Source organism: Massilia sp. IC2-278 (assembly GCF_020708045.1).
Lineage (GTDB): Bacteria > Pseudomonadota > Gammaproteobacteria > Burkholderiales > Burkholderiaceae_D > Telluria.
In genome coordinates this window covers 1-13,714 of the sequence record NZ_JAJFES010000013.1, presented here as the reverse complement: position 1 = coordinate 13,714, position 13,714 = coordinate 1, and the positions used below count along the sequence as shown (strand labels likewise).

At 67.0% G+C, this 13,714-nt stretch carries 9 protein-coding genes; 6 read left to right on the top strand and 3 right to left on the bottom strand.

Translation table 11 applies throughout. From position 1 onward, the window contains the following. Nucleotides 1–44 precede the first annotated feature (44 nt). The gene (locus tag LK540_RS19570; RefSeq protein ID WP_229438991.1) at nucleotides 45–1,004 is read left to right on the top strand and encodes a glycoside hydrolase family 43 protein; all 960 of its coding nucleotides are present in this window, start codon (nucleotides 45–47) and stop codon (nucleotides 1,002–1,004) included. A 77-nt stretch (nucleotides 1,005–1,081) separates the two neighbouring features. Here LK540_RS19570 and LK540_RS19565 read toward each other — a convergent pair whose 3' ends face one another. The 3 genes from LK540_RS19565 to LK540_RS19555 all read right to left on the bottom strand — a co-directional run bounded on the left by LK540_RS19565 (nucleotide 1,082) and on the right by LK540_RS19555 (nucleotide 7,034). Beyond that, on the bottom strand, nucleotides 1,082–4,078 hold the full coding sequence (locus LK540_RS19565; protein ID WP_229438990.1) for a TonB-dependent receptor: 2,997 nt from the start codon (nucleotides 4,076–4,078) through the stop codon (nucleotides 1,082–1,084). Between the two features lie 321 nt (nucleotides 4,079–4,399). Then, nucleotides 4,400–5,614: a DUF4861 family protein gene (locus tag LK540_RS19560; protein ID WP_229438989.1), complete on the bottom strand. Its 1,215-nt coding sequence runs from the start codon at nucleotides 5,612–5,614 to the stop codon at nucleotides 4,400–4,402. Nucleotides 5,615–5,624: 10 nt separating this feature from the next. Next, on the bottom strand, nucleotides 5,625–7,034 hold the full coding sequence (locus LK540_RS19555) for a glycoside hydrolase family 105 protein (protein ID WP_229438988.1): 1,410 nt from the start codon (nucleotides 7,032–7,034) through the stop codon (nucleotides 5,625–5,627). A 204-nt stretch (nucleotides 7,035–7,238) separates the two neighbouring features. On the opposite strand from LK540_RS19555, the gene garD reads away from it, so the two are divergent. The 5 genes from garD to LK540_RS19530 all read left to right on the top strand — a co-directional run bounded on the left by garD (nucleotide 7,239) and on the right by LK540_RS19530 (nucleotide 13,521). Further along, complete coding sequence (gene garD / locus LK540_RS19550) at nucleotides 7,239–8,780, top strand: galactarate dehydratase (protein ID WP_229438987.1); 1,542 nt, start codon at nucleotides 7,239–7,241, stop codon at nucleotides 8,778–8,780. A 20-nt stretch (nucleotides 8,781–8,800) separates the two neighbouring features. Then, entirely contained in the window at nucleotides 8,801–9,625 is an 825-nt protein-coding gene (locus tag LK540_RS19545; RefSeq protein ID WP_229438986.1) for an NAD(P)-dependent oxidoreductase, read from the top strand. Nucleotides 9,626–9,632: 7 nt separating this feature from the next. Further along, nucleotides 9,633–10,508, top strand: a complete 876-nt coding sequence (locus LK540_RS19540) for an aldose 1-epimerase (RefSeq protein WP_229438985.1) — start codon at nucleotides 9,633–9,635, stop codon at nucleotides 10,506–10,508. Beyond that, nucleotides 10,505–12,988, top strand: a complete 2,484-nt coding sequence (locus LK540_RS19535) for an alpha/beta fold hydrolase (RefSeq protein WP_229438984.1) — start codon at nucleotides 10,505–10,507, stop codon at nucleotides 12,986–12,988. Before LK540_RS19540 ends, LK540_RS19535 begins: the two co-directional genes overlap by 4 nt. A gap of 80 nt (nucleotides 12,989–13,068) precedes the next feature. Then, entirely contained in the window at nucleotides 13,069–13,521 is a 453-nt protein-coding gene (locus tag LK540_RS19530; RefSeq protein WP_229438983.1) for an FKBP-type peptidyl-prolyl cis-trans isomerase, read from the top strand. Nucleotides 13,522–13,714 lie beyond the last annotated feature (193 nt).

Below are 13,714 nucleotides of genomic sequence, written 5' to 3'. Positions count from 1 at the left end.
GCCCGCATGCGTGGGCGGCCTTTCGCTTTTTCAGGAGACACGCTGTGCCCCGCACTTACCAGAACCCGGTCTATCCTCACACCATGGCCGACCCCTTCGTCCTGAAACACGAAGGCTTCTATTACGCCTACGGCACCGCGCCCGGCGGCGCCGACGGCCGCCAGATTCCCGTACTGCGTTCGCCGGACCTGGTCGACTGGGAAGCGCTCGGCCACGCGCTCGAGCCCACTGGCGCCGCCCACTACTGGGCGCCCGAGGTCGCCTTCCACGAAGGCCGCTTCTACATGTACTACTCGTCGGGTTCGGCCGACGAAGGCACCGACCAGAAGCTGCGCGTGGCCGTCTCCGACGATCCGGCCGGACCCTTCGTCGACAGCGGCAAGATCCTGGTCCCGGACCAGGCGTTCTCGATCGACGCCCATCCTTACCGCCACAGCGACGGCCAGTGGTACCTGTTCTATTGCGTCGACTTCCTGCACGTGGCGGACGACCACCGGGTCGGCACCGGCATCGTCGTCGATCGTTTGCTCGACATGGAAACGCTGGCCGGCGCGCCGCAGATGGTAGTGCGCCCGCACCAGGACTGGCACATCTTCCGCAAGGACCGCACCATGTATGGCAGCGTGTATGACTGGCATACGGTGGAGGGCGCGTCGGTGCAGGAGCACGGCGGGCAGCTGTACTGCTTCTACAGCGGCGGCGCCTGGGAGCGCGACAACTACGGCGTCAGCTACGTGGTGGCGGAGCATCCGCTCGGGCCGTGGCACCGTCCCGAAGGCGGGGAAGAAGCGCTGCTGATGCGCAGCGTGCCGGGCGCGGTGATCGGGCCGGGCCACAATTCCTTCACCACTTCGCCGGACGGCAGCCAGACCTGGATCGTGTACCACGCCTGGGATGTGGCGCAGACCACGCGGCGCATGTGCATCGACCGTCTCGATTGGGAGGGTGCGCGCCCCTTCACCGCAGGACCCAGCCACGGACCGCAAGAGGCGCCGGCCGCGTAGGGTGCGCACCGGATAGCGGCGTCCGCCCATGAAAAAAGCCCGCGCGAACGCGGGCTCCAAAGGACTGCAAGAGACAATCAGAACTTGTAGCGCAGGCCCGCCAGGTACTCGCGCCCGGTCACGTTGTTCACCACCACGCTGTTGCGTGCGCGGCTGATGAACTGGTCGTTCGGCTCGTTGGTCAGGTTCACGCCTTCCAGCGTGAATTCCAGCTTGTCGTTCCATTTGTAGGTCACCGACAAATCGACGTTGAAGGTGCCGTTCTTGCCTTCGACGTCGTTGTTGTTCTGCCCCGGCACGCGGGTCAGGAAGCCGGAGCGCTTGGCGCCGGAAACGCGCGCGCTGAACTTGCCGTCGTCGTAGTACAGCGTGGCATTCCACGACTTTGGCGACAGGTTCAGCAAGTCGTCGACGATGCGGTCGGTACTCGTTGGCGAAATCGCGTACTCGATGGTCGAGCTGACCTTGGTGTAGTTCAGCACCGTGCCGAAGTTCTTGCCCCAGCCGGGCAGGAAGGTGAACGGCTGCTGGTAATTCAGCTCGAAGCCCTTCAGCTTGCCGCCGTCGGTATTGATCGGCGCCGTCACCGCAAACACTTCCTCGCCCGTGAAGTTCGACGGCAGCAGGTTCAGCGGCAGGCCGGTATCGCGGAACGGCACGTTGGTGCGCAGGCTCTGGATATAGGTGTCGATGTTCTTCTGGAACAGGCCCAGGCCGACAAAGGCGTTCTTGCCGAAGTAGTACTCGAAGCTCGAATCGAAGGTCGTGGCGCGGAAGGGTTTCAGCAGCGGGTTGCCGGTGTTGATGGTCAAGGTGCCGGTGGTCGAGATGGTGCCGCCCGGCGACAGGAAGCCCAGCTGCGGACGCGTCATCACCTTCGCCGTGCCGAAGCGCACGATGAAGTTGTCGGTCAGGTTGGCCGCGATGTTCAACGAGGGCAGTGTGTCCTTGTAGTCGTGGTTCACCTGCACTGCGGTGCCGCCGCCGGCCGCCTGGTAGCCGATCGCTTCGAGTTCCGTCTTCACGTGGCGCACGCCCACGTTCCCGCGCAGCGGGATATCCCACAGATCGTACTTGAACTCGCCCATCAGGTAGAAGCCGTCGTCGCGCTCCTTCACCGTGCGGTTGTTGCCGCGTGCATTGCCGTTGGTGATCGAGGACAGGGTGAAGTCGCCCGGGCCACCGGCCGGTCCCGCCTTGATGCAGTTGCAGTAGATGTCGTAGGCGGCCGAGATGGCTTTCAGGTTCGGGATCACCCAGCTCGTCACGTTCCCGCCCGGCATATCCAGGCCCTTGCCGAAGCCGGTGATGGTGCTCGTCAGGCCGGTAGATCCCGCCGGCGGCGCGAAGATCGTGTCGTTCTGGTTCACGCGGCGGTATTCGTAGGTGTCCGACTCGTACTTCTTGCGGTTGATGCCGCCCTTGATGGTGAAGCCGTCGACTGCTTCCCAGGCCAGGTCGAGCTGGCCGACGTCGTTGACGTTGGTCGCGCCTTGCGGACGAATGCGGATTTCGCTGGTGGTGGTGTTGGTCACCGTGGTCGGCTGGGTGCCGGTGGCCACCTGCGGCACGCCGATGATGCCGAGCGCGCCGTTCGGCGCGGCCGGATCGAACGGGTAGCCGATGATGGCGGCGCGGTCGTCCTGGCGGAAGTCGAGCGTGTAGCCGTTCACGTTCAGGGCGTCGAGCGTGACCGTGGTCTGCACCGGGTTGCGGAATTTCGAATTCGCGCGGCCGACCTTGGCGCTCATGCTCAGGGTGTCGGTGAACTTGTGTTCCAGCGTCAGGGTCGGCTGGGTGAAGGTGGTGGTCAGTTCGTCGTAGCGCGACTCGGAGCGGATGTCGACGCCGTTGTAGCGGCCGTAGAGCAGGGCGCCGTTCGGTGCGTACTGGGCTTCGGCCACGCTGATCTGCGGCTTGCCGCCCTGGCTGGCGCTGCGGCTGAACGAGATCGCTTCCAGGAAGTCTTCCTGGCGCGTGGCGTCGAGCTTCGAGTACAGCACGTCGAAGGTCAGCAGGGTGCCCTTCTGCGGGCGCCACTGGGCCGAGGCGGTCAGGCCCAGGCGGTCCTGGTCGTGGGTCAGGCGGCCGTAGCGCGGCAGGCGCGGGTGGAAGTTGTTCGGGTCGCTGGCGGCGTTGTAGGCGGCGATGTTTTCCGGTGTGTTCGGCAGGCGCGCCACGCCCTGGGCCGCCGGGCCGCAGGTGGTGGCGGTGGAGTTCGATGGATTCGCCGTCACGCCCTGCGGCGCGCACCAGCCGCCCGACGAGGGGCCGTTGTCCCAGCGCACCGTGCTGAAGCCGTCCTCCAGCACGCGGCGCTTGGAGAAGGCGCCCGAGACCAGCACGCCGAATTTACGGTCGAAGAAGGTGTCCGACACCATGAAGGCGACGCGCGGATCGACTTTTTCCGAGCCGTCGTTGTACTTGCCCTTGGCGGCAATCGTCGCGTTGAAGCCGCGCAGGTCGAAGGGGCGCAGGGTCTGCAAATCGACGGTGGCGCCGAGCGAGCCTTCGTCGACGTCGGCCGAGGAGCTCTTGCGCACGGTGAGCGAGGAGAACAGTTCCGAGGCGAACACGTTGAAGTCGAAGCCGCGCCCGCGGTTGGTGCCGCCCGAGCTGTCGGTGCCGCCGGTGGTGGCCAGGCCCTCGATGCCGTTGATGCGCACGCGGGTAAAGTCCTGGCCCAGGCCGCGCACCGTGATGTTGCGGCCTTCGCCGGCGTCGCGGTCGATCACCACGCCCGGCACGCGCTGCAGCGATTCGGCCAGGTTCGTGTCTGGGAACTTGCCCATGTCCTCGGACTTGATGACGTCGACGATGCCATTGTCCTGGCGCTTGGCGTTCAGCGCGCTCTCCAGCGAGGCGCGCAGGCCGGTCACCTGGACGGTCTGCATCTGCGGGGGCGCCCCGGCCTGGGTGGTGGTTTGCGCGGCGGGCTGCTCTGCGGTTTGACCCGCGGTTTGCGCCGCGGTCTGCGCATAAGCCACGCCGATCGACATCGCCGACACGGAGGCCGTGCCGAGCAGGCAGAGGGTGAGTTTGCGTAAGGCTGCGCTGTGCTGGTTGTTGGTCATGCTGTCTCCATACGTTTTTATCGAGGCAGGTGCCAATTGCGCGCCCACCGCTACGGCAATATTAGATTTGGTCAGGCCGGTTCCGGAATTCTAAGGCAATATTTGTAATTTTGGTCAGTCCAATACAAATAAATACAGTAATTGGTCTGGCCTGTGCGGGAGAGGTGCAGCGAGCGAGCAATGCGGGCGGCACGGAGCGACGCGCATGTAAGGGCGCACAGCGTGCGTGTGCGCCCGTCACAAGTGGTGGGTTCGAGAACCCACCCTACCGTCAACGTTGGGTGGGTCGGTCCGCGTGCGGCTCGAACCCACCAGCTAAAACTACTGCTTGCGTCCGAGCGTGACCCGCACCGGGCTGGCGTCGCGCGCCGCCGTGTCCTGCGCCAGGCGCAGCCACTGATCGAGCGAGGTGATCTCGCCGGCGCGGCTCCAGGCGCCGCCTGCGTAGTAGCGCAGCGGTTTGCCAGACGTGGCCCTGGCCAGCACCAGGTCGTTCAGCGCATCCTGGGCAAAGCCTTCCGCCCCCGGCAGCACCACCGCCGTGCCGAAGGCGTCGTTGCTGGCCTGCTGCACCCACTGCAGCAGCACCGCGCCTTCGCGTCTGGTGGCGATCTGCGGATTCTGTCCCTTGTCGCTCGGCGTGCGGTTCAGGCCCACGGCCACCGTGACCGGCTCGTTGCCGGCGTAGCTGAAGGTGCTGTCGATGCGGTCGAGGTAATGGCCGGCATCCACCGTGAAGCGCTTGACCTCGGAGACCTGCCTGCCGCCCGCTTCCCATGCCGCATAGTGCAGCTCGAAGACCGCGCGCACCGGGCCGTTTGCCAGCACCTTCCACGACGCGTAGTTCACGCCCGTGTACAGCTGCTTGCCGTCCCAGACGCCGGTGCCGCCGGCGCCGCGCGACTTGCCGACGTTGTACATGTCCATGCCTTCGCCTTCGTCATGGTGGTAGTGGTCGTGGCCCTTGTTGTACCAGCGGTCGACGATCGGATAGTCGACGCGCTTGAACCACAGGTCCAGTCCGCTCGTCACCAGCACTTCCTTCTTCACGTCGGGCGGGCTCGGTGCGGCCAGCGCCGGGCCGTAGGTGCGGTGCGCAACCTTGTCGTTTTCCCAGGCGAAGTCGTCGAGGCGTTCCGGCACGTAGCGCGCAAAGGCCTTGACCGGAAACACCGGCGCCACCGTGTCGATCTTCTCCACCGTGAAAGCGGCGCGCTTCTCGCCCGGCGCAAAGCTGTGCTGGAACAGCAGTTCGCCATAGGCGATGCCGACGTTCTTCGGATCCTTGGCCAGCGGCGCCACGTTCGTCACCTGGTGCGGCAACACGCGTCCCTGCGCATCCTTCACCGCGATCTTCTGGATCAGGGCGCCGGGCAGCACCGCGTTCACTTCGCTCCAGGGAATCGAGATGGTTTCCGACGGCCGGGCGATTGCCAGGTCGTGTTCGACGGTGACGGCCAGGCGCTCGGCGGCCTGCGCACTCATGGTCGACGCGAACAGCGCCGCAAGCGACATAGCCAGGGTCATGGGTTTCATCTACGGCTCCTCAGTGATGTTCGCGGTAGTCGGTCTGCCCGCCCTTGGGCAGGTAGTGGTAGGTGCGCACCTTGTGCTGGACCTCGAAGGCGGGGTTCGTCACCAGCTTGATGATCTCGGCGCCGGCCAGCAGCGCCGGGCCGTAGCCGTGCAGGGCATCGGCGCTGGTCGGGCGGTGGTAGTAATAGACCATGTCGCTGGCGAGCGTGGTGCCGACGCAGGTGCCTTCGACCTGGCCCTGGGCCGTGATGCGGGTCGACAGCCCGGCCCAGCCGGCCTGCGCGATCGAGCCGTAGGTGGTGGCCGAAATCCAGCCCTGGTTCACCGCGTGCGCGATCACGTAGGTGAAGATGGCGCTGGCCGAGGTCTCGAGGTAGGAGTCGTTGCGGTCGATCATCTGGTGCCACAGGCCGCTGCCCGACTGCAGCTCGGCGATGCCCTTGATCGAGGCGCGCAGCTGGGCCAGCACCTTTGGATAGCCCGAGTGGTCCTTCGGCAGCACGTCGAGCAGGTCGGACATCGCCAGCACCGCCCAGCCGTTGGCGCGCGCCCAGTAGAAGCGCGGCGCGTCCGGGTGGTTCGCGTGCCAGCCGTGGGTGTACAGGCCCAGCTGCGGATTGAACATGCGGCTCGACATGCCGATTACGTTGTTCACCGCATCGTCGAAGTGCTTGCGGTTGCCGCTCAGGCGGCCCATCTCGGCCAGGGCCGGGATGCTCATGTACATGTCGTCGGCCCACAGCGACACTTCCTGCGGACGCTTGCGCGCCATGGTGCCGTCCTCGAGCCGGAACTGCTTGTTGGCGACCCAGTCGCTGCAGGTGTCGATCATAGGTTTCAGGTCGGGACCGACCTTGGCCAGGCGCGCGCGGATCAGGGCGGCGCACATCGAACCGGCATCGTCCAGCGAGCGCGGGTCGAGGAAGCGCGAGAAGCTATTGCCGCGCTCCAGGTGGAAAGCCTGTTCCTGTGCGCGGAAGTAGGGCAGCGTCTGGGCGAAGAAATCGAAGTGGCGCCGGCTCATCGCCGTGAAGCCGGCGTCGCCGGTGACCTCGGCCGCCTTCAACAGGCCCGAATGGACCACGCCCATCTCGTACACCTGGATGCCGTAGTCGCCGGCGCTGGGCTGGAAGACGGCGTCGCGGTTCGGCTTCGACAAGTCGGTGACCGGCGCGCCGCTGCGCTTGTCGACGATGCGAGTCGGCGTGGCACCGTCCATGAAGTCGCGGATCGCCTTCAGCTGCGCCGTCACCTCGGCCACCACCGGCTTTTTATAGGGAACCGGATACGTCCCTTCGCCCGGGTCCTTCGGGTTCTTGTTGTCGGGATTGCGGTAGGGGCCGTCGGCCAGGGCGGGACTGCAGGCGAGCGCGCAGCCGAGGAAAGCGGCAGCGGATGCTGCCAGCAGGGTCTTCTTCATGTGTCTCCAGTCCTCTATCGTATTTTGAATGCGTGGAACTGCGTATTTGGTCAGGCCATTCTAATTTGGTCAGGCCAAAATCGCAAGGTGGACTAGCCACCTTTCAAGTTTGTATGGCATACTGCGCTCGACCCTGCCGAATCAGGCTTCACATCAAGGCATCACATCAAGGCAGCACACAAGGTAATGCACAAGGCGACGCATATGAGCACCCAAGTTCCACGTACCATCCGCATGCAGGCCAGCGACAACGTCGCCATCGTCGTCAACGACGGCGGCCTGGCGGCGGGCACCGTCTTCCCGGATGGGCTGACCCTGGTCGAAGGCGTCCCGCAAGGCCACAAGGTGGCGCTGCAAGACCTGGCGCACGGCGAGGCCGTGGTCCGCTACGGCGTGGTCATCGGCTATGCGAACGGCGCCATCGCCCGCGGCAGCTGGGTGTCGGAACGCGTACTGACCATGCCGGCCGCGCGCTCGCTCGACGACCTGCCGATCGGCACCCGCGCCGTGCGCGACGTCGAACCGCTCGAAGGCTACACCTTCGAGGGCTACCGCAACAAGGACGGCTCGGTCGGCACCCGCAACATGATGGCCATCACCAGCACCGTGCAGTGCGTGTCCGGCGTGATCGACTACGCCGTCAAGCGCATCCGCGAAGAGCTGCTGCCGCGCTACCCGAACGTCGAGGACGTGGTCCCGCTCGAACACGTGTATGGCTGCGGCGTGGCCATCGACGCGCCCGGCGCCGAGATCCCGATCAAGACCATCCGCAACCTCTCGCGCAATCCGAACTTCGGCGACAGCGTGATGGTCGTGAGCCTGGGCTGCGAAAAGCTGCCGCCGGCGCGCCTGTTCCCGGCCGGCGCCATCCCGATCGGTAACGCCGAGCCATCGGTGGTGACGCTGCAGGACGGCCAGCACGTCGGCTTCATGTCGATGATCGATTCGCTGATGGCGACCGCCGAAAAGCATCTGCAGGAATTGAACGCGCGCCAGCGCGTGACCTGCCCGGCATCCGACCTGGTGGTCGGCGTGCAGTGCGGCGGCAGCGACGCCTTTTCCGGCGTGACCGCGAACCCCGCGGTCGGCTACGCCACCGACCTGCTGGTGCGTGCCGGGGCCGCCGTGATGTTCTCGGAAGTGACCGAAGTGCGCGACGGTATCGACCAGTTGACGGCGCGCGCCGCCACGCCGGAGATCGCGGCGGCCATGGTGCGCGAGATGCAGTGGTACGACGATTACCTGGTGCGCGGCGGCGTCGACCGCAGCGCCAACACCACGCCCGGCAACAAGAAGGGCGGCCTGTCGAACATCGTGGAAAAGGCCATGGGCTCGATCGTCAAGTCGGGCAGCACGGCGATCACCGGCGTGCTCTCGCCGGGCGACAAGCTGCAGCAAAAGGGCCTGATCTACGCCGCCACCCCGGCCAGCGATTTCATCTGCGGCACGCTGCAGATGGCGGCCGGCATGAATGTGCACATCTTCACCACCGGCCGCGGCACACCGTATGGCCTGGCAGCCGTCCCGGTGATCAAGGTGGCCACGCGTACCGAGCTGGCCAACCGCTGGCACGACCTGATGGACGTGAACGCCGGGCGCATCGCCAGCGGCGAAGCGAGCATCGAGGACGTGGGCTTCGAGCTGTTCCAGCTGATCCTGGACGTGGCGAGCGGACGCAAGACCTGGGCCGAGCACTGGAAACTGCATAATGCGCTGGCGCTGTTCAATCCGGCGCCGGTGACCTGAACAAAAATAGGAGACGTGTCATGACCCAACCCGCACAGGGAAAACCCTTCAAACGCATCCTGCTGACCGGCGCCGCCGGCGGCCTGGGCAAGGTGCTGCGCGACCGCATCAAGCCCTGGGCCGAGGTGGTGCGCCTGTCCGACATCGCCGACCTGGGCCCGGCGCGCGAAGGCGAAGAGATCGTCCAGTGCGACCTGGCCGACAAGGAAGCGGTATTGAAACTGCTCGACGGCGTGGACGCGGTGCTGCACTTCGGCGGCATCTCCACCGAAAAGGCCTTCGAGCCGATCATGCAGGCGAATATCCTGGGCGTGGCCAACCTGTACGAAGCCCTGCACAAGGCGGGCACGCGGCGCGTGATCTTCGCCAGCTCGAACCACGCCATCGGCTACCATCCGGTCACCACGGTGCTGGACGCGAACTCGCCGACCCGCCCGGACAGCTACTACGGCCTGTCGAAGGTGTTCGGCGAGCAGATGTCGCGCTACTACTTCGACCGCTTCGGCATCGAGACCGTGTGCGTGCGCATCGGCTCCAGCTTCCCCGAGGCGGCGAACAAACGCATGATGAGCACCTGGTTCTCGTACGACGATTTGACCGAGCTGCTGCGCTGCGCCCTGTTCGCGCCGCGCGTCGGCCACACCATCGTCTACGGCATGTCCGATAACGACAGCGTCTGGTGGGACAACCGCCTGGCCTCGCACCTGGGCTACAAGCCGAAGGACAGCTCCGCTCAGTTTGCGCACCTGTTCCCGGACACGTCGGCATTCCCGGCGCCGGACGATGTGACGACGATGTACCAGGGCGGCAAGTTCCTGCTCGACGGCCCGCAGTACACCTCGTAATCCAGTCATGCTGCACCGGCTCACGCTGCAGAACGACCGCCTGCTGGCGCAGGTCGTCCCCGACATCGGCGGCGGCCTGGCGCGGCTGGACTGGCTCGGCGGCGCGGAGCCGGTGCCGCTGCTGCGCGCGCTGCCCGAGGACTTTGCCAGCACGCCGCTGCCCGGCCAACTGGCCTGCTTCCCGCTGCTGCCCTGGTCGAACCGCATGGCGCCCACGGGCTTCGAGTTCGGCGGCGTGCACCACGTGCCGGCGCCGAACCGGGCAGGGGAACCGTGCCCGATCCACGGCGATGGCTGGCAGCAGGCCTGGACGCCGGCGGCGCATGACGGGACCTCGCTCACCCTGACGCTCGACCGCGCCGACGCCCGGCCGTTTTCGTACAGCGCCACCTTGCGCTACACGCTGGCCGGCGAGTCGCTGGTCGTCGAACTCTCGGTACGCAATGCCGGCGCGGTCGCGCTGCCGTTCGGGATCGGCCTGCACCCGTGGATGCCCGATCCCCAGGGCGCCTTCCTGCAGGCCGGCGCCACCGGCGTGTGGCTGTCGGGCCCCGACAAGCTGCCGCTGGGGCGCGAGCCCGTGCCCGATTACTGGCGCTTCGAGCGCCTGCGTTCCTTGCCCTGGGACGGCGTCGACCACGCCTTCGAGGGCTGGAACGGCGCCGCGCGCATCGCCTGGCCGCGCCGCGGTGTTTCCCTGCAGGTGCAGGCCGACATGGATTACTTCATCCTGTACGTGCCGCCCGGGCGCGATTTCTTCTGCTTCGAGCCGGTCGACCATCCGGTGAATGCGCACAACCTGCCGGGCTATCCCGGCCTGACGGTACTCGCGCCGGGCGCCACGCTCGAGCGGCGCTGCGTGTTCCGGGGCTCGGCGCTGTGAGGCGCCTGCTTAGTGGCGTTGTTCGTGGCGTTGTTCGTGGCGCTGCTCGTGCCCTTGCCGGTGGCCTGCTGCTGGCGCTGGCTGCGGCGTCAGCCTCCGCCCAAACGCCGTATAACGCCGAGACCACCTACCGCAAGCTGGTGCGCGATTACCCCTTCATCCGCGTCGCGAGCGCCGCCGCACCGGCGCCGGTCCAGGTGCGCAAGGACCTGGTCTATGCCCAGCGCGGCGAAATGGCGCTGGGGCTCGACCTCTACCTGCCCGGCTCGGCCGGCCAGCCGGCGCCGCTGGTGCTGCTGGTGCACGGCGGCGGCTGGGGCAGCGGCGACCGCACCGAGATGGCGCCGCTGGCCGCACGGCTGGCCGCGCGCGGCTATGCGGCGGCCACCGTCAGCTACCGGCTGTCCGGCCAGGCGCGCTACCCGGCCGCCATCGACGACGTAAAGGAAGCCCTGCGCTGGCTGCGCACGCATGCCGGCGCCTTCGGCCTCGATCCGGCGCGCGTGGCGGTCGCCGGCGGCTCGGCCGGCGGGCAGATCGCGGCCCTGGTCGGGGTGACGAGCCCGGACGCGGTGCGCGCCGTGGTCAACATCGACGGCCTGTCCGACTTCACGTCGCCGGAAGCGCTGCGCCATGAAGATGACCCTGCCAAGAACCCGTCCGCCGCCGGCGCCTGGTTCGGCGGGCGCTATGCGGAGAAAGCCGCACTGTGGCACGACGCATCACCGCTCACCCATGCCGGCAAGGACAGCCCGCCGCTGCTGTTCATCGTCAGCGGCGTGCCGCGCTTCTCAAGCGGCCGCGAGGCGATGACCGACAAGCTCGCGCGGTATGGCGTCCATACCGACACCGTGGCGCTGCCCGGCACGCCGCATTCGTTCTGGCTGTTCGATCCGTGGCTGGCGCCGACGGTGGAGGCGATGAGCGGCTTCCTGGAGCGCGTGCTGGGACCGATGCCGGCACGGGCTCCGTGGTCGCCGGACCTGGGCGACGGCCGCTACCGCAATCCCATCCTGCATGCCGACTATTCGGACCCGGACGTGATTCGCGTCGGCGACACCTATTACATGGTGTCGTCGAGCTTCGCCAACGCGCCGGGCCTGCCGCTGCTGGCATCGAAAGACATGGTCAACTGGGCGCTGCAGGGACATGCCTTGCCGCGCCTGGCGCCGGAAGCGCAATTCGCGGCGCCCCGGCACGGCAAGGGCGTGTGGGCGCCCAGCCTGCGCTTTCACGCCGGCCGCTTCTGGATCTTCTATCCCGACCCGGACCAGGGCGTCTATGTCACCACGGCTACCGACTTTGCCGGCCCCTGGAGCACCCCGCACCTGCTGTTGCCGGGCAAGGGCATCATCGACCCGGCGCCCTTGTGGGACGACGACGGCAAGGCATGGCTGATCCACGCCTGGGCCAGGAGCCGCGCCGGCTTCAACAACGTGCTCACCCTGCGCCGCATGGCGCCGGACGGCCGCAGCCTGCTGGACCGGGAAGGCAGGGTCGTCATCGACGGCAACGCCTTGCCCGGCTACCGCACGCTGGAAGGACCGAAGCTGTACAAGCATGAAGGCTGGTACTACGTGTTCGCACCGGCCGGCGGCGTCGAGCATGGCTGGCAATCGGTGTTCCGTTCGCGCCGCATCGAAGGGCCGTACGTGGCGCGCATCGTGATGGCCCAGGGCGGCACCGACGTCAATGGCCCGCACCAGGGCGCCTGGGTGCGCACGCCGCAGGGCAGCGACTGGTTCTTCCACTTCCAGGACCGCCGCGCCTATGGCCGCGTGGTGCACCTGCAGCCGATGCGCTGGCAGGATGGCTGGCCGCTGATCGGCGAACCGTCGGCCACGCCCGGCGTCGGGCAGCCGGTGCTGGAGCACGTCAAGCCGGTGGCTGGCAGCTTCCCGCAGCAGGTGCCGGTGACGGGCGACGAATTCGATGGCCCGGCCCTCGGCCCGCAGTGGCAATGGGCCGCCAATCCGCAGCCGGGCTGGTATGCGCTCGATGCCCGTCCTGGTCACTTGCGCCTGTTTGCCCAGCCTGAAATGCCGGTGCGCAGCCTGGCATCCTTCCTGACCCAGAAATTCCCGGCGCCGGCGTTCACGGTGACCGCCAGGGTCGAACTGCATGCGCAGCGTAATGGCGATGCGGCCGGTCTCGGCATGATGGGCTTGTCGAGCAGCTGGTTCGGCATCCGCCAAGTCGACGGCCAGCCGCGCGTGGTGAGCGTGCATTGCGGCGCGGAGGGCACGTGCGCACAGGAGGTGGGTGAATCACTGCCGCAGGGCGCGGCCCACCTGCGCATGCAGGTGACGCATGGCGCGATGGTGTCGTTCTCGTACAGTGCCGACGGCCTGCGCTACACACGGCTTGGGTTGCCGTTCGAGGCGGCCATGGGGCGCTGGGTCGGTGCGCAGATCGGCATGTTCGCCACCGGCGCGCCCGGCGCCTGGGCCGACGTCGACCACGTGCGGGTGACGCCCTGAGCGTGTACAGTTGTCACAAGATCGGCCGCCATGTATGCTGCGGCGGCACCCGATACGGGCATCCTTCACGAGAGACTACATTGAACAAACTGCTTTCCTGCTGCGTCATTGGCGCGACCCTCACCTTTGCGCTGGCCGGCTGCAAGCGTGCCGAGACGCCTGCATCCACCGAGGCTTCGGCGCCTGCTCCCGCCGTCGCTTTCCAGAAGATCGACACCGTCGTCGGCACCGGCAAGGAAGCCATCAAGGGCGCTACCGCCGTCGTCAACTACACCGGCTGGCTGTACGAGCCGAACGCCCCGCAGCAGCGCGGCGTGCAGTTCGACTCCTCGGTCGGCCGCTCCCCGTTCAGCTTTAACGTCGGTGGCGGCCAGGTCATCACCGGCTGGGACGAGGGCGTGCCCGGCATGAAGGTCGGCGGCAAGCGCACCCTGATCGTCCCGGCCAGCATGGGCTACGGCGAAGGCGGCGCAGGCCCGATCCCGCCGAACGCCACCCTGGTGTTCGAAGTCGAATTGCTCGACGTGCAATAAAACAGCCGGGGTCAGGTTGAGAGGGTCCGGGATTCATGGACATCCAAATAGTGGACAATATGTCCTTGGAGGATTTACATGACAAATAAGCAGTTGCCATCGAAGCGGGAGATCGTTCCCGCTTCATCGGACTCGACACCTAAACAGCGGGCCACCTTTTCCGACGAGTTCAAGCGCCAGGCCGTAGCACGGT